This window comes from Vibrio cortegadensis (assembly GCF_024347395.1).
Classification (GTDB): domain Bacteria; phylum Pseudomonadota; class Gammaproteobacteria; order Enterobacterales; family Vibrionaceae; genus Vibrio; species Vibrio cortegadensis.
In genome coordinates this window covers 2479772-2504449 of the sequence record NZ_AP025472.1, presented here as the reverse complement: position 1 = coordinate 2504449, position 24678 = coordinate 2479772, and the positions used below count along the sequence as shown (strand labels likewise).

The following is a 24678-nucleotide window of genomic DNA, read 5'->3' as shown; positions in this document are numbered from 1 at the left end:
GAGTTTCAGTTAAATTGGATTTAATTCTATCAACGCTTCTGTTCGTGCAATGGCGTCTTCCAACCCTAACTCTTTATAAGCTTGAAGCTGAATATTGAGTGATTTTCGGGCGGCTACTGTATCAGGATATGTTTTTTGTAGCTCTTGGCAGCGATTGATCGCAGCAATCCATGCTTCACGGCGTAAGTAAAAATCAGCGGTTGCTAAATCATATTCAGCAAGACGATTTTTTAAAGCGAACATGCGTTTTTGTGCATCTTCTGCGTAAGGGCTTTCAGGGCTACGCTGCAATAGTTTTTTAAAGTCAGCAAACGCTAATTTTACTGGCTCTGGATCGCGATCCGAACGGTCAATGCTCAATAGATCATGCATGAAGTTTCGGTCTTGAGCCATGTGTGTCAAACCTCGCATATACAGTACCCAGTCCGCCTTCTCATGTGTCGGGTTTAGGCGAAGGAAGCGAGAAATCGTGGCTAAACCTAGAGCGAGATCATCGTTTTTGTAGTAAGCATAAATAAGATCAAGTTGAACCTGTTCAGAGTATGCTCCAAATGGATAACGAGAGTCTAACGCTTCAAGTTTTTCTATTGCAGTAAACCAGCTACCACTTTGTAATGATATTTGCGCTTCTGAATAGAGCTCTGATGGTGGCACATCAGGTACAATTTCTTCACTACTAGAACATCCAGCCAGCAGTGATATAGCTAATAAGCCTGATAAAGTTTGGCGTTTCATGTCAGGAGTCGATTCCTTGAATTTAAATATTTCGTAAGCTTCCGTTACTTTCTTATCAGTAACAGATACAATGATGCAATTGTCCTATTCTATCCATAGTCATGGGTATTAGTCTCACGGTTTTTAAAAAAGTTCGATATGGCTCAGCAGATCACACTAACAGATACAGTAAAAGACAGCCAACTTGGTCAACGTTTAGACCAAGCAGTAGCTGAACTTTTCTCAGATTTTTCCCGCTCGCGTGTAAAAGAGTGGATTTTAGACAGCAAAATCCAAGTCGATGGCGTTGTTATAACTAAACCACGTATCAGAGTTATGGGCGGTGAAGAGATCATCGTACATGCTGAACTTGAAGACGAAGAGCGTTGGGAAGCACAAGATATTGCACTAGATATTGTTTATGAAGATGACGACATCTTGGTAATCAATAAGCCTCGTGGTCTTGTCGTTCATCCTGGTGCAGGTACTCCTGATGGTACGGTATTAAATGCGTTGTTATTCCATTATCCACAAATTGCTGAAGTGCCACGTGCTGGTATTGTGCATCGTCTGGATAAAGATACGACAGGTTTGATGGTGGTTGCGAAAACCGTACCAGCACAAACTCGTTTAGTTCGTGCTTTGCAGAAGCGTCGTATTACCCGTGAATATGAAGCGATTGCGATTGGTAAAATGACCGCTGGTGGTATGATAGAAAAGCCGATTGGCCGTCATACTACGAAACGTGTTCTTATGGCCGTTAATGAAATGGGTAAACCTGCGGTGACTCACTACCGTGTTGCGGAGCATTTCCGTGAGCATACTCGTATTCGTTTACGTCTAGAGACAGGTCGTACTCACCAAATTCGTGTACATATGTCTTACCTTCAATATCCTTTATTAGGTGATATTGCTTACGGCGGTAGAGCTCGCATCCCTAAAGATGCCTCTCAAGAGTTGACTGACATGATCCGTGGGTTTGATCGTCAAGCGTTACATGCGGTTATGCTTAAGTTTGATCATCCAGTAACGGATGAGACAATGGAGTTTCATGCTCCCGTGCCTGACGATATGATCGAAATGGCAGAAGCGTTACGTGTTGATGCGAAAGAAAACTTCTCTGAAGATATTTAATGAAGTTAATCATCCCTCAGTGGAGTGCACCTAAAAATATTAAAGCTTTCAGTTCGACTCGCTTCGATGGCGTGTCGAATGGGGTATATAAAGGCTTAAATTTAGGTACTCATGTGGGGGATGATGAATCTATCGTTATTCAGAACCGTAATAGGTTAGTTAAGCACTCGAATATGCCGTCTAACCCAATATGGTTGAATCAAACACACTCGACAACCGTATTGAATATAGGCTCTCCTACTGAGTCAATTTTAGATGCTGATGGGCTATTTACCCAGCAGTCCAATGTTGTTTGCTCTGCTATGACGGCAGATTGCCTCCCTGTGTTATTAACGAATACCCAAGGTTCACAAGTCGCAGCTGTTCATGCTGGTTGGCGTGGATTAGCTAATGGTATTTTAGAAAATGCAGTAGAAAAGTTTGATGGTGAAGTTATTGCTTGGCTTGGCCCTGCGATAGGAAAAAGTGCGTTTGAAGTTGGTGATGATGTTGTGAATGCATTCGTTGAGTTTGATGAGCATGCTATTGAGGCTTTTCGACCTCAATCTCAAGCAAATAAATATTTAGCGGATATTGGGTTGCTTGCAACGCAAAGATTAAATCGAGCTGGTGTTCAATCTGTCTTTAATAGCAATCTATGTACGTATCACGACGCAGATAGTTTTTACTCTTATCGACGTGATGGTATTACCGGCCGCCAAGCCGCCTTTATCTGGATTGAATAAAACGTCATTTCTCAGAATTTAACCTCCAAAATTTGATTGCCAATAACTTATTGCTTAAAGGCACTCTCTCCCTCTTGAAAATCTCTATTATCGTATCCATCTTTGTTTATAAGAATTATCTCATTGAGGTATGGAGATAGATATGCGCCTTGATCGTTTTACAAGTAAATTCCAAATAGCAATTTCTGATGCTCAGTCATTGGCCTTAGGTCGAGATCATCAATATATAGAACCTGTTCACCTTATGGTATCGCTGCTTAACCAAGATGGTAGTGCGATTCGTCCACTCCTAACGATGTTAGACATCGATATTGTTCAGCTTCGTTCAAAATTAAGCGAAATGCTCGACAGAGTGGCAAAAGTGAGTGGTATCGGTGGTGATGTTCAGCTGTCTAGTGCCATGGGTGTGCTATTTAACCTGTGCGATAAGGTAGCCCAGAAGCGACAAGATAGTTTTATATCTTCTGAAATCTTTCTTCTAGCAGCCATTGAAGATAGAGGCCCGCTTGGCAAGTTACTAAAAGAGCTAGGACTCACAGAGTTAAAGCTTTCTCAAGCGATTGAGCAGATTCGTGGTGGTCAAAAAGTCGATGATCAAAATGCTGAAGATAAAAGACAAGCATTAGAGAAATTCACGATAGATCTTACTGAGCGTGCGGAACAAGGAAAACTTGATCCTGTAATTGGTAGAGATGATGAAATTCGTAGAACGATACAAGTATTACAGCGCCGAACTAAGAATAATCCGGTCATTATTGGTGAACCTGGCGTGGGTAAAACTGCGATTGTCGAAGGGTTAGCGCAACGAATCATCAATAATGAAGTTCCAGAAGGTCTTCGCGGTCGTCGAGTACTTTCTCTTGATATGGGTTCATTGGTTGCTGGGGCGAAATATCGAGGTGAGTTTGAAGAGCGCCTAAAATCGGTACTCAATGAGCTATCAAAAGAAGAAGGTAACATCATTCTTTTCATTGATGAGCTTCATACCATGGTCGGTGCAGGTAAAGGCGAAGGCTCTATGGATGCAGGGAATATGCTAAAACCTGCACTCGCTCGTGGTGAACTGCACTGTGTTGGGGCGACAACCTTAGATGAATATCGTAAGTACCTTGAGAAAGATCCTGCATTAGAGCGCCGTTTTCAAAAAGTGATTGTTGATGAACCGAGCGTAGAAGATACCGTTGCTATTTTACGTGGCTTAAAAGAACGTTATGAGCTTCATCATCATGTGGAAATCACTGATCCAGCCATCGTATCGGCAGCAAGTTTATCGCATCGTTATGTGTCGGATCGCCAATTACCAGATAAAGCGATCGATTTAATCGATGAAGCAGCATCGAGTATCCGAATGCAAATAGACTCAAAACCAGAGTCACTCGATAAATTAGAACGAAAAATTATTCAACTGAAGATAGAGCAGCAAGCACTATTTAACGAGCATGATGACGCAAGTGAGAAGCGTCTAAACACGATTAACTCTGAGTTGAAAGTGAAAGAGCGTGATTTTGCTGAACTAGAAGAGGTGTGGAATGCAGAAAAAGCCGCTCTTTCTGGAACGCAGCATATAAAGTCTGAGCTCGAACAAGCTCGAATGGATATGGATTTTGCTCGTCGTGCGGGCGATTTAAATCGGATGTCAGAGTTACAGTACGGGAGAATTCCGGAGTTAGAGAAGCAACTAGATTTGGCTACTCAAGCTGAAATGCAGGAGATGACGCTACTCAGAAATAAAGTGACAGACGCTGAAATTGCAGAAGTATTATCGAAACAGACTGGCATTCCTGTCTCTAAGATGTTGGAAGCGGAAAAAGAGAAGCTTCTTCGCATGGAAGAGGTATTACATAAACGAGTTATTGGTCAGGTTGAAGCGGTTGAGGCGATATCTGATGCGATTCGTCGTAGCCGTGCAGGTTTGTCTGATCCAAACAAGCCAATAGGTTCATTTCTATTTTTGGGGCCAACAGGGGTAGGTAAAACTGAACTTTGCAAGACATTAGCCAACTTTATGTTCGATAGTGAAGACGCCATGATTCGAATTGATATGTCTGAGTTTATGGAGAAGCACTCTGTTGCGCGTTTAGTTGGAGCACCTCCAGGATATGTAGGATATGAAGAAGGCGGCTATATAACCGAAGCCGTTCGTCGTAAACCATATTCTGTCATTTTACTTGATGAAGTAGAGAAAGCTCACCCTGATGTCTTTAATATATTACTCCAAGTATTGGATGATGGTCGATTAACTGACGGACAAGGTCGTACCGTTGATTTCCGAAATACTGTAGTAATCATGACATCGAACCTAGGTTCAGATCGAATTCAAGATAATTTTTCGGTTTTAGATTATTCAGGAATAAAACACGAAGTTATGGAAGTGGTTAATAAACACTTCCGACCAGAGTTTCTAAACCGAGTAGATGAAACGGTCGTATTCCATCCGTTAGGCAAAGAGCATATTAAATCTATCGCTTCTATTCAGCTTGATAGATTGGCTCATCGAATGGAAGAGAGTGGATATGAGCTTGAAGTGTCAAATAAAGCATTGGAATTAATTGCTGAAGTAGGGTTTGACCCAGTATTTGGTGCTCGTCCACTTAAGAGGGCGATTCAACAGAGTGTCGAAAATCCATTGGCTAAGGCAATATTGGCTGGAAAAATAGATTCAGATAAAAAAGTACAGCTCTTAGTAAGCAAAGATAAAATTGTAGCTCATCAAGCATAATTAATATTACGGCATTAAATAAAGGGGATTCTTACCCATTTATGGCCTATTTTTCATCGCTCTGGTTGAATTCTAGCCGAACCGACTGTGGGGGATGATTTATTTGGTTTTTACCCTTGCCTTTGATGACCAACTGCCTATAATGCGCCTCCGTTGACAGGGAAACTTATCTTAGTTTCAATGTTCAACTGAGGCAGCCAAGTTAAGATAAAAAGTGTTTGACACAATGACTTATCTAGCTAAAATGGCCGTCCGTTTTGAGCAAAGCTCGAAACAAGCTCTTTAACAATTTAGACCTATCAATCTGTGTGGGCACTCGTTGATGATAATCACTAGTTCCGTACTGTTTGTTTTCGCTTTTTAAAGCGAAAGTAAATTAAGTCGAAACAAAAGATATCAATGAACTGAGTGACCAATACAAGTTCTTAGAACTTGGCACAGTCAATTCATTATCATTCTGTTGGAATGGTAATAGCTTTAATTTACTAAGGTAATTTAAAGTCAGTATTCATTGAGCCGCATCTTAGGATGCAAAAAACTTTAATTGAAGAGTTTGATCATGGCTCAGATTGAACGCTGGCGGCAGGCCTAACACATGCAAGTCGAGCGGTAACAGGAAGTAGCTTGCTACTTCGCTGACGAGCGGCGGACGGGTGAGTAATGCCTAGGAAATTGCCCTGATGTGGGGGATAACCATTGGAAACGATGGCTAATACCGCATAATGCCTTTGTTTGTAATGAACAGAAGCCAAAGAGGGGGACCTTCGGGCCTCTCGCGTCAGGATATGCCTAGGTGGGATTAGCTAGTTGGTGAGGTAATGGCTCACCAAGGCGACGATCCCTAGCTGGTCTGAGAGGATGATCAGCCACACTGGAACTGAGACACGGTCCAGACTCCTACGGGAGGCAGCAGTGGGGAATATTGCACAATGGGCGCAAGCCTGATGCAGCCATGCCGCGTGTATGAAGAAGGCCTTCGGGTTGTAAAGTACTTTCAGTCGTGAGGAAGGTGGTGTTGTTAATAGCAGCATCATTTGACGTTAGCGACAGAAGAAGCACCGGCTAACTCCGTGCCAGCAGCCGCGGTAATACGGAGGGTGCGAGCGTTAATCGGAATTACTGGGCGTAAAGCGCATGCAGGTGGTTCGTTAAGTCAGATGTGAAAGCCCGGGGCTCAACCTCGGAACTGCATTTGAAACTGGCGGACTAGAGTACTGTAGAGGGGGGTAGAATTTCAGGTGTAGCGGTGAAATGCGTAGAGATCTGAAGGAATACCAGTGGCGAAGGCGGCCCCCTGGACAGATACTGACACTCAGATGCGAAAGCGTGGGGAGCAAACAGGATTAGATACCCTGGTAGTCCACGCCGTAAACGATGTCTACTTGGAGGTTGTGGCCTTGAGCCGTGGCTTTCGGAGCTAACGCGTTAAGTAGACCGCCTGGGGAGTACGGTCGCAAGATTAAAACTCAAATGAATTGACGGGGGCCCGCACAAGCGGTGGAGCATGTGGTTTAATTCGATGCAACGCGAAGAACCTTACCTACTCTTGACATCCAGAGAAGCCAGCGGAGACGCAGGTGTGCCTTCGGGAACTCTGAGACAGGTGCTGCATGGCTGTCGTCAGCTCGTGTTGTGAAATGTTGGGTTAAGTCCCGCAACGAGCGCAACCCTTATCCTTGTTTGCCAGCGAGTAATGTCGGGAACTCCAGGGAGACTGCCGGTGATAAACCGGAGGAAGGTGGGGACGACGTCAAGTCATCATGGCCCTTACGAGTAGGGCTACACACGTGCTACAATGGCGCATACAGAGGGCAGCAAGCTAGCGATAGTGAGCGAATCCCAAAAAGTGCGTCGTAGTCCGGATTGGAGTCTGCAACTCGACTCCATGAAGTCGGAATCGCTAGTAATCGTAGATCAGAATGCTACGGTGAATACGTTCCCGGGCCTTGTACACACCGCCCGTCACACCATGGGAGTGGGCTGCAAAAGAAGTGGGTAGTTTAACCTTTCGGGGAGGACGCTCACCACTTTGTGGTTCATGACTGGGGTGAAGTCGTAACAAGGTAGCCCTAGGGGAACCTGGGGCTGGATCACCTCCTTATATACGAAGATTTTCACGATGAGTACCCACACAGATTGATTAGGTTTATTTTAGAGTAAAAAAGGATTTTACTTTACCAGATGGGGCTATAGCTCAGCTGGGAGAGCGCTTCGCTGGCAGCGAAGAGGTCTGCGGTTCGATCCCGCATAGCTCCACCATCTTTAAGTACATTCCTTTATTTAGTGTCCTTAGAAATGGTTACATTATCTTTAGATAATGAAATACATGCTCTTTAACAATTTGGAAAGCTGACTGATTAGTTTAATTATTTTTACTTTTAAAAAGTAAAACAAAACGGCTCAGGCTGTAATTAAGTTAATCAAATTTAAAAGTTCTCAATGTTTATCTTCATTGATAAACACACAAACACATTCAAGTGTCTTGTATTCGGAACAATGTTTACATTGTTCCATTATTGAGTCCGGCAAACAGTCATTGAGAATTAACCCTTCTTAATGACAACCAAAAACCTTGGTTAGTTGCCATACTAGTTTGTTTTCGCTTTTCAAAAGCGAAAGTAAAACAGAGACCCTTTCGGGTTGTATGGTTAAGTGACTAAGCGTACACGGTGGATGCCTTGGCAGTCAGAGGCGATGAAGGACGTATTAACTTGCGATAAGCCCAGATTAGACAGTAAAAGTCTTTTGAGTCTGGGATTTCCGAATGGGGAAACCCACTAGCATAAGCTAGTATCGTTACGTGAATACATAGCGTAACGAGGCGAACTCGGGGAACTGAAACATCTAAGTACCCGAAGGAAGAGAAATCAACCGAGATTCCGAAAGTAGCGGCGAGCGAAATTGGATTAGCCCTTAAGCTTTTAATGATGCAGGTGAAGACTCTGGAAAGTGTCGCAGCAAAGGGTGATAGCCCCGTAACCGACGCATCATAATCAGTGAAATCGAGTAGGGCGGGACACGTGATATCCTGTCTGAATATGGGGGGACCATCCTCCAAGGCTAAATACTACTGACTGACCGATAGTGAACCAGTACCGTGAGGGAAAGGCGAAAAGAACCCCTGTGAGGGGAGTGAAATAGAACCTGAAACCGTGTACGTACAAGCAGTAGGAGCACCTTCGTGGTGTGACTGCGTACCTTTTGTATAATGGGTCAGCGACTTATATTCAGTGGCAAGGTTAACCGTTTAGGGGAGCCGTAGGGAAACCGAGTCTTAACTGGGCGACACAGTCTCTGGATATAGACCCGAAACCGAGTGATCTAGCCATGGGCAGGTTGAAGGTTGAGTAACATCAACTGGAGGACCGAACCGACTAATGTTGAAAAATTAGCGGATGACTTGTGGCTAGGGGTGAAAGGCCAATCAAACTCGGAGATAGCTGGTTCTCCCCGAAATCTATTTAGGTAGAGCCTCGGACGAATACTACTGGGGGTAGAGCACTGTTAAGGCTAGGGGGTCATCCCGACTTACCAACCCTTTGCAAACTCCGAATACCAGTAAGTACTATCCGGGAGACACACGGCGGGTGCTAACGTCCGTCGTGAAGAGGGAAACAACCCAGACCGCCAGCTAAGGTCCCAAATTATTACTAAGTGGGAAACGATGTGGGAAGGCTCAGACAGCCAGGATGTTGGCTTAGAAGCAGCCATCATTTAAAGAAAGCGTAATAGCTCACTGGTCGAGTCGGCCTGCGCGGAAGATGTAACGGGGCTAAGTAATAAACCGAAGCTGCGGCTGCACACTTAGGTGTGTGGGGTAGGGGAGCGTTCTGTAAGCGGTTGAAGGTGGTTCGTAAGGGCTGCTGGACGTATCAGAAGTGCGAATGCTGACATGAGTAACGATAATGGGAGTGAAAAACTCCCACGCCGGAAGACCAAGGGTTCCTGTCCAACGTTAATCGGGGCAGGGTAAGTCGACCCCTAAGGCGAGGCTGAAAAGCGTAGTCGATGGGAAACGGGTTAATATTCCCGTACTTCTTATAATTGCGATGGGGGGACGGAGAAGGCTAGGTGGGCCTGGCGACGGTTGTCCAGGTTCAAGTGCGTAGGCTAAGAGTTTAGGTAAATCCGGACTCTTGTTAGGCTGAGACACGATGTCGAGCACCTACGGGTGTGAAGTCATTGATGCCATACTTCCAGGAAAAGCCTCTAAGCTTCAGATTATAAGAAATCGTACCCCAAACCGACACAGGTGGTCGGGTAGAGAATACCAAGGCGCTTGAGAGAACTCGGGTGAAGGAACTAGGCAAAATGGTACCGTAACTTCGGGAGAAGGTACGCTCTTGGCGGTGAAGTCCCTTGCGGATGGAGCTACTAGGAGTCGCAGATACCAGGTGGCTGCAACTGTTTATTAAAAACACAGCACTGTGCAAAATCGTAAGATGACGTATACGGTGTGACGCCTGCCCGGTGCCGGAAGGTTAATTGATGGGGTTAGACTTCGGTCGAAGCTCTTGATCGAAGCCCCGGTAAACGGCGGCCGTAACTATAACGGTCCTAAGGTAGCGAAATTCCTTGTCGGGTAAGTTCCGACCTGCACGAATGGCGTAATGATGGCCACGCTGTCTCCACCCGAGACTCAGTGAAATTGAAATCGCTGTGAAGATGCAGTGTACCCGCGGCTAGACGGAAAGACCCCGTGAACCTTTACTACAGCTTGGCACTGAACATTGACCCTACATGTGTAGGATAGGTGGGAGACTTTGAAACCGCGTCGCCAGATGCGGTGGAGTCAACCTTGAAATACCACCCTTGTATGCTTGATGTTCTAACGTAGGTCCCTTATCGGGATTGCGGACAGTGCCTGGTGGGTAGTTTGACTGGGGCGGTCTCCTCCCAAAGAGTAACGGAGGAGCACGAAGGTGGGCTAAACACGGTTGGACATCGTGTGGTTAGTGCAATGGCATAAGCCCGCTTGACTGCGAGAATGACAATTCGAGCAGGTACGAAAGTAGGTCATAGTGATCCGGTGGTTCTGAATGGAAGGGCCATCGCTCAACGGATAAAAGGTACTCCGGGGATAACAGGCTGATACCGCCCAAGAGTTCATATCGACGGCGGTGTTTGGCACCTCGATGTCGGCTCATCACATCCTGGGGCTGAAGTCGGTCCCAAGGGTATGGCTGTTCGCCATTTAAAGTGGTACGCGAGCTGGGTTTAGAACGTCGTGAGACAGTTCGGTCCCTATCTGCCGTGGGCGTTGGAAGATTGAAGGGGGCTGCTCCTAGTACGAGAGGACCGGAGTGGACGAACCTCTGGTGTTCGGGTTGTCACGCCAGTGGCATTGCCCGGTAGCTAAGTTCGGAATCGATAAGCGCTGAAAGCATCTAAGCGCGAAGCGAGCCCTGAGATGAGTCTTCCCTGGCACTTTAAGTGCCCTAAAGGGTTGTTCAAGACTAGAACGTTGATAGGCAGGGTGTGTAAGTGCTGCGAGGCATTGAGCTAACCTGTACTAATTGCCCGTGAGGCTTAACCATACAACACCCAAGGGGTTTTGATGGACTCGATATATACAGACAAACTTGAATGAGTTTAGAGATAACTTTTAAATATAGCTTTCCAGATTACTTTTCTGAAAGAAAATCAGAGAAGAAAGAATTTGCTTGGCGACCATAGCGTTGCGGACCCACCTGATCCCATGCCGAACTCAGAAGTGAAACGCAGTAGCGCCGATGGTAGTGTGGGGCTTCCCCATGTGAGAGTAGGACATCGCCAGGCTTTAAATTAAATCTGTAGGTTGACCGACCTGGAGATATGGACGCTCACATAGTGAGTTGACCACTGCGGAGTGGTAGTTCAGTTGGTTAGAATACCGGCCTGTCACGCCGGGGGTCGCGGGTTCGAGTCCCGTCCACTCCGCCACTTATTCAGAGTTTCAGCTCTTTAAAACTGAGATAGGGGTGTAGCTCCAATTGGCAGAGCAGCGGATTCCAAATCCGCGTGTTGGGAGTTCGAATCTCTCCACCCCTGCCATACATCAAGCCTCAGCAGAAATGCTGAGGCTTTTTTGCATTTGAATCTGAGAGTTTCAATACTCTAGAAAAAGCAGCGGATTCAGCTCATTCACAAAATAGTGCGTATTGGGAGTTCGAATCTCTCCACCCCTGCCATATATCAAGCCTCAGCAGAAATGCTGAGGCTTTTTTGCATTTGAATCTGAGAGTTTCAATACTCTAGAAAAAGAGCGGATTCAGCTCATTCACAAAATAGTGCGTATTGGGAGTTCGAATCTCTCCACCCCTGCTATATATCAAGCCTCAGCAGAGATGCTGAGGCTTTTTTGCATTTGAATCTGAGAGTTTTTTTCTTGAAAAAGCAGCGGATTCAGCTCATTCACAAAATAGCGCGTATTGGGAGTTCAAATCTCTCCACCCCTGCCATATATCAAGCCTCAGCAGAAATGCTGAGGCTTTTTTGTATTTGAATCTGAGAGTTTCAATACTCTAGAAAAAGCAGCGGATTCAGCTCATTCACAAAATAGCGCGTGTTGGGCGTTCGAATCTCTCCACCCCTGCCATACATCAAGCCTCAGCAGAAATGCTGGGGCTTTTTTGCATTTGAATCTGAGAGTTTCAATATTCTAGAAAAAGCAGCGGATTCAGCTCATTCACAAAATAGCGCGTGTTGGGAGTTCGAATCTCTCAACCCTTGCCATACATCAAGCCGCAGCAGAAATGCTGAGCTTTATTCGAGAGCATTTAGAAAGAGCTGGGAGTCCGGTTAACTTCGCGGATCTACAAAGCAAAAAAAAGCCCCAACAACTGAGTTGCTGGGGCTTTTATATGATTGGGGTATTAAGCAAAACCTTGGATAATTACAAACTTCTCAAGGAGCTGCTCTTCACTTTCAACATGCTTTGGATCTGTGATTATGCATTTCGTAATAGGGCAAACTGACTGACAAGTTGGCTTATCATAGTGTCCCTTACATTCAGTACATAAATTAGGATCGATCTCATAGATACTGTCACCCATTGTAATCGCACCATTTGGGCACTCAGGATCACACATATCACAATTGATGCAGCTATCTTGAATCAGTAATGCCATTACTACTTACCTGTTGGGTTTCGGGTGTCTTGCCCTTCACTAAGGTTACGCATTAATAAACCGAATTCTAAATCCATATCTTCAGGAACTGGAATGAAGACAAAGTGGCCATTACCTTTAGCATCATCAATTTCTTGAGACTTGCGGTTTTCCATTTTTTCTAAAGTGAAGACAACGTTTCCATTTGGAGTCATTAATTCTAGGCTATCGCCCTTGATGAATTTGTTTTTAACTTCAACTTCAGCTAACTCACCTTTGCGAACGCCAGTGAACTCACCAACAAATTGTTGAGAGTCTGAAATAGAGTAACCGTATTCATAATTTTGGTAGCTGTCGTGAGTATGGCGACGAAGGAAGCCTTCGGTGTAGCCACGGTGCGCTAAACTTTCTAAAGTACCCATTAGGCTTTCGTCAAATGGTTTGCCTTCAACGGCATCATCAATTGCTTTACGGTACACTTGGGCGGTACGAGCACAGTAGTAGAAAGACTTAGTACGCCCTTCGATTTTCAAAGAGTGAACACCCATCTTAGTTAGGCGCTCTACGTGTTGGATTGCGCGAAGATCTTTAGAGTTCATGATGTAAGTACCATGCTCATCTTCAAATGCCGCCATTTTCTCTTCAGGACGATGAGATTCTGAAAGTAGAACAACTTCATCAGTTGGTTTGCCTAAACCGAGAGTATTGTCTGGACGCTCTTCTTGAACTTCAATCTCTTGAGTTTCAACTTCTTGTATAGCAACACCAGTAGGGTTTGCGGCAACAATTTGGCCGTTCTCGTCTTCTTTAGCTGCTTCAGCTTTATATTCCCAGCGACACGCGTTCGTGCATGTACCTTGGTTTGGGTCGCGCTTGTTCATGTAACCAGACAGTAGGCAGCGACCTGAATACGCCATGCATAGAGCACCGTGTACGAAAATTTCTAATTCAGTTTCAGGACAGTGTTCACGTATCTCTTCAATTTCTTCTAGCGATAGTTCACGAGATAAGATTACTCGCTCTACACCTTGAGTTGACCAGAATTTCACAGTTGCCCAGTTAACGGCATTTGCTTGTACCGAAAGGTGAATAGCCACTTCAGGGAAAGCTTCACGAACCATCATGATCAAGCCTGGATCCGACATAATTAGAGCGTCTGGGCCCATATCAACGATTGGTTTTAAATCACGAATGAAGGTTTTTAACTTTGAATTATGTGGTTGGATATTACATACCACATACAGCTTTTTACCTTGAGCATGCGCTTCATTAATGCCGATCTGTAGGTTTTCATGGTTGAATTCGTTGTTACGAACGCGAAGGCTGTAACGTGGTTGACCTGCATATACAGCATCTGCACCGTAGGCAAAAGCGTAACGCATATTTTTAAGGCTACCCGCAGGGGAAAGGAGTTCTGGTTTAAACATTGCTTAATTCTCTAGTTCTGATCACAAGTCAGGTCGATGTCACCGAGTGATATCGAAGGGGCGCAAATTTTACGTCAATTACAAGTGATAGTACAGAAAAGAGAATGCCGAAAGAACATCTCTCGGCATTATATAACGGTTGATGCTTGGGTTGTTACGCTTCTGGGTGAGGAAGACCACCTAATGTTTCATATAAGTTAGGCAAGAAAGCGCCTAGCTCTGCACACATTAGAGAGAAGTCTGCATCAAAGCGCGCAGCCTGATCTTCTCTTGGAATATCGTCATTCTCATCTTTCAATTCATCGCAGAATTTGAGTCGCTTGATACTGCCATCTTCAGCAAGAATAAACTCAATGCGATCTTGCCAGTTTAGAGCCAATTTAGTCACAAGCTTATCTGCGTGAATATGGCTTAGAATTTCATCCGCTGAAAGCTCTTGTTTTTTACAACGAATCACGCCGCCATCTTCAAGAACGGATTTCAATTCAGCTTCATCAAGCATTGTCATGCCTTGAGGGGTATCGCCACTCTTAACCCACTCGGTTAAGGTTGTTTCAATAGCTTGCTCTGGGATCGCAGGGACAACGGGCAAGCTGCCCATTGTTTTACGTAAAAGTGCTAAAACATCTTCTGCTTTTTTGTAGCTACCAGAGTCAACGAGGATCATGCCTTGCTTAGGAAGAATAAGAGCAAACGTAAGACTGCTGCGGCTGAAAGCTCGTGGCAGAAGATCGATAATGATGTCTTCTTTTAGGTTGTCTTTCTCTTTTTTCTTTAGAGGGCGACCTTCTTGCGCTTCCATCATATCCACTTTCGCGTTTAACGAATCTTTGATAACAGATGCAGGTAACATTTTTTCTTCTTTTTTAGCACAGATTAGAATGCGATCTTCAGAAGTGTGAGTCATCATGTCGCCATGTCTGCCCATTGCATTTACCCAGCCAAATTTTTGTCTGTCTTGGCTGCCACAAGGAGTGAAGCGAAACTCTTCCAATTGTTTTTCTAGTTGATCTGCATTGAAGTCGATACCGCGGTTAAAGCGATACACCATACAGTTTTTAAACCACATATTATTTCTCTGAGCTTGTAAGAAGGAGCCCATGATAGGAGATTTCAAATCTTTTGTCCTACTCCAAATTCAAAATATCACAATGAATATGCTAATAAATTTATATTAATAATTGTTTTCAAAGGTCACAAAAGTGTCATAATTAACCTTGATAATGCTTTGCGTCGATGAATTATAAAGGTTAATCAATAATGTCTAGAAGGATTCTGGTTGTTGAAGATGAAGCACCCATTCGTGAAATGCTGTGTTTTGTTCTTGAACAGAAAGGCTATCAAGCGATAGAAGCGGAAGATTACGATACCGCGGTGAATAAACTCTGTGAACCTTTCCCCGATCTTGTTCTGTTAGATTGGATGTTGCCTGGTGGCTCTGGAATTAACTTCATTAAACATATGAAGCGTGAAGAGCTGACTCGAAATATTCCTGTCGTGATGCTAACGGCTCGTGGAGAAGAAGAAGATAAGGTTCGAGGTTTAGAAGTTGGTGCCGATGATTACATCACCAAGCCATTCTCTCCAAAAGAGCTAGTTGCTCGCCTTAAAGCCGTAATTCGACGTGTAACACCGACTGCACTTGAAGATGTTATTAATGTCCAAGGGCTGAAGTTAGATCCTGTTTCCCATCGTGTGACAGCGAATGATGAACCGTTAGATATGGGACCAACCGAATTTAAGATGCTGCATTTCTTCATGACTCATCAAGAACGTGTTTATAGCCGCGAACAGCTGTTGAATAATGTTTGGGGTACTAACGTATACGTTGAAGACCGCACTGTGGATGTCCACATTAGACGTTTGAGAAAAGCGTTAGAGCAGGGCGGACATGATAAGTTAGTTCAAACCGTTCGTGGTGCTGGCTACCGTTTTTCTGTAAAAGCGTAATGAAGGACTAAGATTAACTAGAGTGACATATCGGAGATTTGAATGGTTGAACGACTGACCTTAAAAAGGCTGGCATGGGAGCTGGCTTTTTTTTACACCCCTTGGATTATTGTGGGGTGGATCTTCGGTTACATGCCGTGGCTACTCTTCATTGCCACCGCTCTACAATTAGCTTGGCACCTGCATAATCAGATGAAGCTGTCGACCTGGTTGTGGGATGAAAAACGCCTAACACCACCTTCAGGAACGGGAAATTGGGAGTCGCTATTTAATGGCATTTATCGGTTGCAGCAGCGACAACGAAAAAAGCGCAAAGAGTTAACGAACTTAATCCGTCGATTTCGTAATGGTGCTGAATCTTTACCCGATGCGGTTGTTGTCTTTCGCAGTGAAGGCAATATTGTGTGGTGCAACAAACTCGCCCAGCACCTTTTAGGTTTTCATTGGCCTGATGATAATGGTCAGCCAATTTCCAACTTGATTCGAACCCCTGATTTTATTAAGTATCTCAACAAGCAGGATTTCTCTGAGCCTCTAGAGATGTGCTCTCCATTAAATGTAGAGCGGATGCTTGAATTGCGTATCGTGCCATATACAGAAGGCGAGCACTTGATGGTTGTGCGTGACGTTACCCAACTCAAGCAGCTAGAAGGCATGCGTCGTAACTTCTTTGCCAATGTTTCTCATGAACTTCGGACTCCTATGACGGTGCTCAAAGGCTACCTAGAGATGACAGAAGATCCCGATATGGTGGTTGGGCCGATGTGGCCAAAGGCTCACGGTGTGATGACAGAACAGCTTAACCGAATGAATAGTTTAGTGAGCCAACTACTCACATTATCTAAAATTGAAGCCGCACCAATGCATGAGTTAGACGAAGTCGTCAACGTTCCATTAATGCTAGAGAACCTTGAAAAAGAGGCTCAAAGCTTGAGCGGTGATAGAGGACATCGACTCGACTTTCAAATCGATCCAAAACTGAAAGTACTTGCCGATGAGGATCAACTGCGTAGTGCGATCTCCAACCTTGTTTATAATGCGGTTAAATACACGCCTGAAGGGGCGGAAGTAAAAGTTCGCTGGTATCAGTCGATTCAGGGAGCGTGTTTGGAAGTGTCTGATAGCGGAGAGGGAATCGAGCCACAGCATTTACACCGGTTAACTGAGCGTTTTTACCGAGTAGATAAAGCTCGCTCAAGAGATACGGGAGGCAGTGGACTTGGTCTTGCGATTGTAAAACATGCGCTTACTCATCATGATTCACACCTTGAAATCCAAAGTACAGTCGGGATTGGGAGTAAATTCTCATTCATTTTACCTAGTCGGTTGATTGTTAAATGATTAAGAAAATGAAGCTCTTACCTTTTGTAAAAGTGATGACTTGGCTGACTATCACTATGACTTCTGTGCTGAGCTTTCGAGTCATGGCTCAGTTGCCAGATTATCAACGGGTGTTTGGTGTTTCAGGAAGCTTACTCTCTGTCGGCTCAGACACGCTTGCTGGAATGACAACGCTATGGGTTGAAGAGTTTGAATCGATATACCCTAACGTTAATGCTCAAGTTCAAGCTTCGGGTTCATCTACCGCGCCACCAGCATTAACTGAAGGTACGGCGCATTTTGGGCCGATGAGTCGACCGATGAGATTACGCGAAATTGAGGCATTTGAGCGAGAGCATGGTTATAAACCGACAGTATTGAAGGTGGCAATTGATGCTATTGGCATATTTGTTCACCGAGATAACCCAATTCAAGGCCTTAATTTTCAGCAGATAGATAGCATTTTTTCCGTCACCTTGAGGTGCGGGGCGACCAAGTCACTAAACAACTGGCACGAGTTAGGTCTAGACAGTGATTGGTCGAAGCGAAAATTCCAACTGTTTGGCCGTAATTCAGTCTCTGGTACATATGGTTACTTTAAACAAAATGCTCTATGCGATGGTGACTTTAAAAAAGGTGTCAATGAGCAACCAGGGTCGGCATCTGTTGTTCAATCTGTTGCCTCATCCATCAGTGGGATTGGCTACTCTGGTGTTGGCTATCAAGTTGCAGGGATCAAATTAATTCCAATCGCGAGATCTGGCGATGACTATATTTATCCGACACGTAAAAACATCTTAAATGGGCGTTATCCTCTCTCTCGTTTTTTATATGTTTATGTGAATAAGCATCCAACTAAACCATTAAGTAAGGTTCAATCTGAGTTCATTCGATTTATTTTTTCGAGGCAAGGACAAGAGCTTGTTCGAAAAGATGGGTATGTGCCGATTAGTCAAAGTCTCGCGAAACAGGAACTCGCGAAAGTTGAATTAACGTTATCTGACCAGAATTGACTAATTCATTGTTATAAAAATAAATTAGTCGGAAATATTACTGACAGAACTCGTCACTTGAGTTGTAATATATCTGTCATTAAAATGACATAAACTTAAGGTTTGCTCAAAAGAAGGTAGAACAGTACATGGCTCAAGCCGAGTTTTCACTCAAAGAACAGGATCGTAAGCGTTTTATTCAAGATCGCCTGATTCGTCTTGTAGTGACATGTGGCGGCGTGAGTGTACTAGGCGCTTTAGTGCTTATCTTTGTCTATTTAGCGATCGTGGTTGCACCAATTTTCTCTGATGCGAATATTGAGCCGGCAGATATCGATACTCAAATCTCTGTTCATTCGCCGGTCGCGATTGGGGTGAATGAGTACGGTGATCATGCTTATACATTTGATAAATCAGGGTCATTAAGCTTTTGGTCTTTGACTGATGAAAAACCGCAACCTGAATTTACTCAGAAAATTGCCCCGTCCATGTTATTTGCTCGTAGTGATGCTTCCTCCGGTTGGTTAGCTTCAGTCGATGCAGAGAGCAACATAACTCTCTTCAAGCCAGTGTTTTCAACCAGTATTAATAAAGCGGGTCGCTATTTTGATCCTGATGTTGAGTTTTTCAATAACGGTGCCGACTTGTCGCTTTTCGATGATTCAAACCCACTGAGCTTACTTGGATTGTCAGCACAACCGAGCAGCATGACTTTAGTTGGCCAAGCGAGTGATCGAACGGTGTCCGTCCTGACCTTAAAAAAAGGACAAGGGTTGAACCAAGAGAAGGACGCTTGGTTGCCTCAACGGTTTACCTTCCCAACCGTATTTCCTACCTTGGATCAAATCTTGGTTGCGCCTAATGGTCAGCAACTGTTCCTACGTTCGGGTTCTGAATTAATGATTGCGATGAAGCATGGCGAGCAATTCCGCATTCGAGAGATTGTTGATTTGACTCAAGGGGACCCACAACAACAGGTGAAGAATATTGACCTATTGTCAGGTGCGTATTCTCTGCTCGTCACTTATTCAAACGGTCTTGTTTCTCAGTGGTTTGATACTCTTCAAAATGAAGTCCGATCACTGACCCACATTCGAAATTTTCAGTTAGCGCCTGAAGTGGACTTTTTACTTCCCGATATTTATCGCAAAGGCTTTTATAGTTTCTATCAAAATGGCACGTTACAAAGTCATTATACGACCAGTGAAAAGCTAGTTTTGTTTGAACGTCCGTATTCAAAATCCCCTGATCTTGCTGCGATGTCTAAAAACGAAAAGCATTTATTAGTCCTATCCGGTCAGCAACTCAATGTTGCGAAAGTGAATAATGACTTTCCAGAGATATCGTTTTCATCGCTGTGGAATAAAGTCTGGTATGAGAGTTACCCGGAACCCGAATACGTTTGGCAGTCGACATCGGCCAGTGATGAATTTGAAGAGAAATTCAGTTTAGTGCCGATTGCGTTTGGTACATTAAAGGCGGCGGTATTTGCGATGATTTTTGCTGTGCCGATTGCGGTGTTAGGTGCGATCTATACGGCCTATTTTATGTCTCCAAGCATGCGCCGAGTGGTTAAACCGACCATTGAACTCATGGAAGCATTACCCACGGTGATTATTGGTTTCTTAGCGGGGTTATGGTTTGCGCCGATTGTTGAAACTCATTTAACAGCAGTAATGGCATTGCTCATCATATTGCCTTTGACAACACTTGTGGCTGGAGGCTTATGGCACTGTGTCCCTCAAGCTGTCACTCGTCGTTTGCCTAATGGTTGGCATGCGGTGATCTTGATCCCTGCGTTGTTGATTTCCATCGTAACCGTATTCTTGTTTGGCACTGATATTGAATCGATACTGTTCGCTGGCGATGTGAAGCTGTTTCTGTCTAGCTATGGAATCGACTTTGATCAACGTAACGCCTTAGTGGTGGGGTTTGCTATGGGGTTTGCGGTGATCCCGACGATTTTCACTATCGCGGAAGATGCTATTTTTTCTGTGCCTAAACACTTGTCTGATGGCTCGTTAGCTTTAGGGGCAACACCGTGGCAGACCTTATTGTATGTGGTGCTGTTAACGGCTAGCCCAGGGATTTTTTCTGCGGTGATGATGGGGTTAGGCAGAGCGGTTGGAGAGACCATGATTGTGTTGATGGCGACAGGGAATACACCGATCATGGATTGGAATATATTCGAAGGGATGCGCACACTTTCTGCCACGATCGCCGTTGAACTTCCTGAATCAGAAGTGGGTAGCTCTCATTATCGATTGCTGTTTTTGGCCGCATTATTACTGTTCATATTTACTTTCGCTGTGAATGCTCTTGCGGAAGTGGTTCGACAAAGGCTTAGAGATAAATACCGTGCATTGTAGCTTTCAATATTGTCCATTAAACAGCACAGAGTTTACTTATGTTTAAGTGGCTTCGATCTGGCTCACCTTGGATTTGGCTCACTGGTGGAGCCGTGAGCATCAGCCTATTATCCGTATTAGGCTTACTTTTATTGATTGGTTGGAAAGGACTCACTTACTTCTGGCCTGCTCCTCTGTATCAATGGGAAGTAGTGAATAACAATATCTTGCCCCAAAGTGTGGAGGCGAACCATCGACTTATAGGTCAACTTTATCAGCGAGACTATATCCCGATTGATCATATTGTGGATGCAGAGAATAAGTTGCCAGCAGCCGTTTTAGAGGAGGGTGTTGTCGGGCGATTGAGTATCAAAGTCGCTAATCGAGAGCTTTATCCCGCAGATTTTGTCTCGGTTCTTGAGCCTGAATTAACGGCGTCGACTCAGCCAGCAGAGTGGGCCGTAATAGAGAGAACTCGAGGTGGTGACTTCTTTGGTAAACCGATAGGCTTTTCTAGTTTAGACGGCATTCGAACTAAGAATATTCACCAAGAGCTGATTCGAGGGCTCGACTTTGCGGACTCATTACGATCGGAAATTGATCGTATCAGTAATCAGGAAATTCGTTTAATCAGCTGGCAGCTTGAACAATTGCGTCTTAAAAAACGAAAATATGAGTTGAATGAGGAACTGAATGAAGAGTTCATCGTCTCTTATCAACAAGAAACGCAAGCGTTAAATGAAAAGCTGTCAGAATCAGAAAAAAATCTGGATTTGCTTAACTCACAACTACAAATAGAGTCGTTATTGCTTGAAGACATGAGTGGTCAAAAAACACGAATACCACTTAGTCAGATTTTAGATATTTGGTACCCCAACCAGATGAGCTACACCGAAAAAGTGGCGCATTGGGGAAAACAGGTCTGGAAGTTTTTGTCTCAAAACCCACGAGAGTCCAACTCTGAAGGCGGTGTTTTTCCTGCTATTTTTGGTACGGTATTTTTGGTGATAGTGATGTCTATTATCGTCATGCCTCTTGGGGTTGTGGCGGCAATATACTTACATGAGTACGCCAAAAGTAACGCCTTTACGAGAATTATTCGGATAGCTGTGATTAACCTCGCGGGTGTGCCATCCATTGTCTATGGTGTCTTCGGCTTAGGCTTTTTTGTTTATACCATCGGTGGATCAATTGATACGCTGTTTTATACCGAGAAACTTCCGGCTCCAACATTTGGCACTCCGGGGTTATTGTGGTCAGCATTAACATTAGCAGTGTTGACATTGCCAGTGGTGATTGTGACGACGGAAGAAGGGTTAACGCGGATCCCAAGCTCAGTTCGGCATGGTTCGTTAGCGTTAGGTGCGACACAGTTTGAAACCCTATGGCGGATTGTCTTGCCGATGGTTAGCCCTGCGATCATCACTGGGCTGATTCTTGCGGTTGCGCGAGCGGCAGGTGAGGTTGCCCCATTAATGTTAGTTGGTGTGGTTAAACTCGCGTCGAGCTTACCTGTGGATGCTCAATTTCCATACGTTCATTTAGAACGCAAATTCATGCATCTGGGCTTTCATATTTACGATATCGGTTTCCAAACATCAAACATTGAAGCTGCGAGACCACTGGTTTATGCCACTTCATTTTTACTGGTGACGGTTATTGTCGGGCTGAATTTAACTGCGATTAGTATTCGTAACAATTTACGCGAAAAGTACCGAACCCTAGGACAAGACTGACTATGTTCTCATTAAGTGACACTCTAGGTTATCAAGCGCCGTTGGATGTACATAAACTAACGGATGAGCAAACCGCGATCTCCATTGAAGGTCTTAATCTTTATTACCAGCAGACTCAAGCGCTTAACGATATTTCAATGCGAATACCTAAAGGTAGAGTCACCGCATTTATTGGGCCTTCAGGTTGTGGTAAGTCGACCCTGCTACGCTGCATTAATCGTATGAACGATTTAGTGGAAGGCTGCCGTGTCGAAGGTGAAGTTAAGCTATACGGAAATAATGTGTATCACCCTAAAGTCGATGTGGCGACATTACGCCGCCGAGTTGGGATGGTATTCCAGCGTCCCAACCCATTTCCTAAATCGATTTATGAAAATGTGGTGTATGGACTTCGGTTGCAAGGTGTCAAAAATAGCCGAACCTTAAATGATGCCGTTGAACGTTCATTACGCGCGGCTGCCTTGTGGGACGAAGTAAAAGATCGTTTGCACGAAAATGCCTTTGGACTCTCAGGAGGGCAACAGCAACGTTTGGTTATTGCGCGGGCCATTGCTATTGAGCCAGAAGTGTTACTGCTTGATGAGCCGACATCTGCACTGGATCCTATTTCTACACTGACGATTGAAGAGTTGATCAGTGAATTGAAAACACAATATACAGTGGTCATCGTTACTCATAACATGCAGCAGGCTGCGAGGGTGAGCGATCACACGGCATTTATTCATATGGGAAAATTGATCGAGTACTCAGATACCGATTCAATTTTCACCTCACCATTGAAAAAACACACAGAAGACTACATTACAGGTAGATATGGATAAAATAGTCATTATGATGATTGAGCACTCTTTATAAGGAATTTTCATGCAGTTTGGTCGACACATTTCAGGTCAATTTAATGTAGAGCTTGAGTCTATTCGTACCCATGTGTTGACGATGGGAGGTTTAGTTGAGCAACAGCTTTCGTTTGCCATGCAAGCGCTGCATAAAGATGACATTGATCTGGCGAAAAAAGTGGTTCGGGATGATCATAAAGTGAATTCGATGGAGGTTTCTATTGATGAAGCATGCACTCGTATTATTGCTAAGCGACAGCCAACGGCAAAAGATCTGCGATTAATTATGGCGATCATCAAGACGATTACCGATCTTGAGCGCATTGGCGATGTGGCAAGTAAAATTGCAACCGTCGCGATTGAGAGCCCACCACTGAAAGATCAAACGTTTCAAATATCTCTTGAGCCTCTGGGGCGACAGGCCATTGCAATGCTACACCAAGTGCTGGATGCGTTTGCTCGAATGGATGTCGACGCCGCCGCGAGCGTGTATAAGCTAGATGATAAATTGGATGCGGAATACGAAGCGGTTATTCGTCAATTGATGACCTATATGATGGAAGACCCTAAAAGCATCCCCAATATTATTCAAGTGATGTGGTCGGCGAGAGCGATCGAAAGAGTTGGCGATCGCTGCCAGAATATCTGTGAATACATTATTTACTTCGTCAAAGGTAAAGATGTACGTCACTTAGGTGAGCAGAGTATTGATGACCTGCTGAAATAGCTAGAAGTGGCTGTTGGAAGCCACTAGTTAGCTAAGAACATAATCTGTCCAAAACCGCTGCGATTTTTTTACTGTCTGTTATTGGAATAGCAAAGTCATCACTATCACCCATCTTGGCTTGGTTCGATACTAACGTCATATGGCTTTCACGGGTCGATTTTCCTGAAAGGTGCAACGATTTAATGCCAGTCTGCTGAGTAATGAGTAGAGCATTATCCGCAGTGACGCCAGCTCCAGCCATAATGTCTACACGGCCACTGGCTTGAATTACCATCTTTTTAAGCACATCAAGCCCATCAATGGCGGTAGGTGCTAGCCCTGAAGTGAGTATTCGCTCACAACCTAAATTCACAATATCTTCAATAGCTTGAGAGTAATCTGCACATTGGTCTATCGCTCGATGAAATGTAACACCTAATTGGCATTCAGTCGCTACTGTCATGATACGTTGAGCTAAGCGCATATCGATAGAACCATCAGCTTTCAGTACACCAAATACAATCCCATCAACGCCTGCGGTGGCTGCTGCGTGTATATCTTCAATCATAGAATCAATATCATCAGCGCTGTAAAGGAAATCACCTTGTCGAGGCCTGACCATGGCATAGATTGGAACTGACGATAGCTGAGCGGCTAATTTCATCAAACCGAAACTTGGCGTTAAACCACCTAACGCTAAAGATGAACAGAGCTCAATTCGAGTCGCGCCTCCCGCAATCGCATTATGAAGAGACTCTAAGTTATCGATACAGACTTCAATTTGATAAGACATATAAATCCTAGTTGGTGCAATTTAATAATACAGAGCTTAACAAGATTTACGGTTGGTTTATGCAATGAGCATAGGGAAAATAGAGGTAATGTTTTACAAGAAACGATTCCTCATTTTAAAGACAGTAAGAGTGCGATACACAGATATCATCTCGTGGGACTAAAACGAGAAAAGCCCGAAGCGTAAACTT

At 44.3% G+C, this 24678-nt stretch carries 15 protein-coding genes, 3 tRNA genes and 3 rRNA genes; 16 read left to right on the top strand and 5 right to left on the bottom strand.

Annotated features, from left to right (window positions below):
* Positions 1-9: 9 nt before the first annotated feature.
* Positions 10-735, bottom strand: a complete 726-nt coding sequence (locus OCV39_RS11780) for an outer membrane protein assembly factor BamD (RefSeq protein ID WP_171756174.1) — start codon at positions 733-735, stop codon at positions 10-12.
* 138 nt (positions 736-873) lie between these two features.
* On the opposite strand from OCV39_RS11780, the gene rluD reads away from it, so the two are divergent.
* The 9 genes from rluD to OCV39_RS11735 all read left to right on the top strand — a co-directional run bounded on the left by rluD (position 874) and on the right by OCV39_RS11735 (position 11325).
* Positions 874-1848, top strand: coding sequence for a 23S rRNA pseudouridine(1911/1915/1917) synthase RluD (gene rluD, locus OCV39_RS11775; protein ID WP_136994129.1), 975 nt, complete (start codon positions 874-876; stop codon positions 1846-1848).
* Positions 1848-2573: a peptidoglycan editing factor PgeF gene (gene pgeF, locus OCV39_RS11770; RefSeq protein WP_261888515.1), complete on the top strand. Its 726-nt coding sequence runs from the start codon at positions 1848-1850 to the stop codon at positions 2571-2573. Before rluD ends, pgeF begins: the two co-directional genes overlap by 1 nt.
* A gap of 142 nt (positions 2574-2715) precedes the next feature.
* The gene (clpB, locus tag OCV39_RS11765) at positions 2716-5292 is read left to right on the top strand and encodes an ATP-dependent chaperone ClpB (protein ID WP_113799318.1); all 2577 of its coding nucleotides are present in this window, start codon (positions 2716-2718) and stop codon (positions 5290-5292) included.
* A gap of 541 nt (positions 5293-5833) precedes the next feature.
* A 16S ribosomal RNA gene (locus tag OCV39_RS11760) occupies positions 5834-7393 on the top strand.
* Between the two features lie 82 nt (positions 7394-7475).
* Positions 7476-7551, top strand: a tRNA-Ala gene (locus tag OCV39_RS11755).
* Positions 7552-7938: 387 nt separating this feature from the next.
* A 23S ribosomal RNA gene (locus tag OCV39_RS11750) occupies positions 7939-10829 on the top strand.
* 125 nt (positions 10830-10954) lie between these two features.
* Positions 10955-11070: ribosomal RNA gene (gene rrf / locus OCV39_RS11745) — 5S ribosomal RNA — on the top strand.
* The 16S, 23S and 5S rRNA genes sit together here with 3 tRNA genes alongside, the layout of an rRNA operon.
* 67 nt (positions 11071-11137) lie before the next feature.
* A tRNA-Asp gene (locus OCV39_RS11740) sits at positions 11138-11214 on the top strand.
* 34 nt (positions 11215-11248) lie between these two features.
* Positions 11249-11325, top strand: a tRNA-Trp gene (locus OCV39_RS11735).
* Between the two features lie 821 nt (positions 11326-12146).
* On the opposite strand, the gene OCV39_RS11730 is transcribed toward OCV39_RS11735, so the two are convergent.
* From OCV39_RS11730 to rdgC, 3 genes are all read right to left on the bottom strand, one after another.
* The gene (locus OCV39_RS11730; RefSeq protein WP_084654890.1) at positions 12147-12401 is read right to left on the bottom strand and encodes a YfhL family 4Fe-4S dicluster ferredoxin; all 255 of its coding nucleotides are present in this window, start codon (positions 12399-12401) and stop codon (positions 12147-12149) included.
* A 2-nt stretch (positions 12402-12403) separates the two neighbouring features.
* On the bottom strand, positions 12404-13807 hold the full coding sequence (gene trhP / locus OCV39_RS11725; protein WP_171756934.1) for a prephenate-dependent tRNA uridine(34) hydroxylase TrhP: 1404 nt from the start codon (positions 13805-13807) through the stop codon (positions 12404-12406).
* 154 nt (positions 13808-13961) lie between these two features.
* Entirely contained in the window at positions 13962-14876 is a 915-nt protein-coding gene (gene rdgC, locus OCV39_RS11720) for a recombination-associated protein RdgC (RefSeq protein WP_113796614.1), read from the bottom strand.
* Positions 14877-15067: 191 nt separating this feature from the next.
* Here rdgC and phoB point away from each other — a divergent pair, with 191 nt between their 5' ends.
* From phoB to phoU, 7 genes are all read left to right on the top strand, one after another.
* The gene (gene phoB / locus OCV39_RS11715) at positions 15068-15757 is read left to right on the top strand and encodes a phosphate regulon transcriptional regulator PhoB (RefSeq protein ID WP_017053737.1); all 690 of its coding nucleotides are present in this window, start codon (positions 15068-15070) and stop codon (positions 15755-15757) included.
* Between the two features lie 42 nt (positions 15758-15799).
* Entirely contained in the window at positions 15800-17098 is a 1299-nt protein-coding gene (phoR, locus tag OCV39_RS11710) for a phosphate regulon sensor histidine kinase PhoR (RefSeq protein ID WP_113796608.1), read from the top strand.
* An 8-nt stretch (positions 17099-17106) separates the two neighbouring features.
* Positions 17107-18090 (top strand): PstS family phosphate ABC transporter substrate-binding protein, encoded by a 984-nt coding sequence (locus tag OCV39_RS11705; protein ID WP_261888514.1) that lies wholly within the window; start codon positions 17107-17109, stop codon positions 18088-18090.
* Between the two features lie 128 nt (positions 18091-18218).
* Positions 18219-20438 (top strand): ABC transporter permease subunit, encoded by a 2220-nt coding sequence (locus OCV39_RS11700; RefSeq protein WP_261888513.1) that lies wholly within the window; start codon positions 18219-18221, stop codon positions 20436-20438.
* Between the two features lie 38 nt (positions 20439-20476).
* The gene (gene pstA, locus OCV39_RS11695) at positions 20477-22153 is read left to right on the top strand and encodes a phosphate ABC transporter permease PstA (RefSeq protein ID WP_136995417.1); all 1677 of its coding nucleotides are present in this window, start codon (positions 20477-20479) and stop codon (positions 22151-22153) included.
* A gap of 2 nt (positions 22154-22155) precedes the next feature.
* A complete protein-coding gene (pstB, locus tag OCV39_RS11690) occupies positions 22156-22974 on the top strand; it encodes a phosphate ABC transporter ATP-binding protein PstB (RefSeq protein WP_017053742.1) in 819 nt (272 codons plus the stop codon).
* A gap of 43 nt (positions 22975-23017) precedes the next feature.
* Positions 23018-23716: a phosphate signaling complex protein PhoU gene (gene phoU, locus OCV39_RS11685; protein ID WP_017053743.1), complete on the top strand. Its 699-nt coding sequence runs from the start codon at positions 23018-23020 to the stop codon at positions 23714-23716.
* A gap of 31 nt (positions 23717-23747) precedes the next feature.
* Here the strand turns inward: phoU and OCV39_RS11680 are convergent, their stop codons facing one another.
* Entirely contained in the window at positions 23748-24488 is a 741-nt protein-coding gene (locus tag OCV39_RS11680; RefSeq protein ID WP_261888512.1) for a copper homeostasis protein CutC, read from the bottom strand.
* Positions 24489-24678 lie beyond the last annotated feature (190 nt).

What these genes read in the sequence shown, in the direction of transcription:
- OCV39_RS11780 (WP_171756174.1), bottom strand. Translation starts at nt 735, where the DNA reads ATGAAACGCCAAACTTTATCAGGCTTATTAGCTATATCACTGCTGGCT.
- rluD (WP_136994129.1), top strand. Translation starts at nt 874, where the DNA reads ATGGCTCAGCAGATCACACTAACAGATACAGTAAAAGACAGCCAACTT.
- pgeF (WP_261888515.1), top strand. Translation starts at nt 1,848, where the DNA reads ATGAAGTTAATCATCCCTCAGTGGAGTGCACCTAAAAATATTAAAGCT.
- clpB (WP_113799318.1), top strand. Translation starts at nt 2,716, where the DNA reads ATGCGCCTTGATCGTTTTACAAGTAAATTCCAAATAGCAATTTCTGAT.
- OCV39_RS11730 (WP_084654890.1), bottom strand. Translation starts at nt 12,401, where the DNA reads ATGGCATTACTGATTCAAGATAGCTGCATCAATTGTGATATGTGTGAT.
- trhP (WP_171756934.1), bottom strand. Translation starts at nt 13,807, where the DNA reads ATGTTTAAACCAGAACTCCTTTCCCCTGCGGGTAGCCTTAAAAATATG.
- rdgC (WP_113796614.1), bottom strand. Translation starts at nt 14,876, where the DNA reads ATGTGGTTTAAAAACTGTATGGTGTATCGCTTTAACCGCGGTATCGAC.
- phoB (WP_017053737.1), top strand. Translation starts at nt 15,068, where the DNA reads ATGTCTAGAAGGATTCTGGTTGTTGAAGATGAAGCACCCATTCGTGAA.
- phoR (WP_113796608.1), top strand. Translation starts at nt 15,800, where the DNA reads ATGGTTGAACGACTGACCTTAAAAAGGCTGGCATGGGAGCTGGCTTTT.
- OCV39_RS11705 (WP_261888514.1), top strand. Translation starts at nt 17,107, where the DNA reads ATGAAGCTCTTACCTTTTGTAAAAGTGATGACTTGGCTGACTATCACT.
- OCV39_RS11700 (WP_261888513.1), top strand. Translation starts at nt 18,219, where the DNA reads ATGGCTCAAGCCGAGTTTTCACTCAAAGAACAGGATCGTAAGCGTTTT.
- pstA (WP_136995417.1), top strand. Translation starts at nt 20,477, where the DNA reads ATGTTTAAGTGGCTTCGATCTGGCTCACCTTGGATTTGGCTCACTGGT.
- pstB (WP_017053742.1), top strand. Translation starts at nt 22,156, where the DNA reads ATGTTCTCATTAAGTGACACTCTAGGTTATCAAGCGCCGTTGGATGTA.
- phoU (WP_017053743.1), top strand. Translation starts at nt 23,018, where the DNA reads ATGCAGTTTGGTCGACACATTTCAGGTCAATTTAATGTAGAGCTTGAG.
- OCV39_RS11680 (WP_261888512.1), bottom strand. Translation starts at nt 24,488, where the DNA reads ATGTCTTATCAAATTGAAGTCTGTATCGATAACTTAGAGTCTCTTCAT.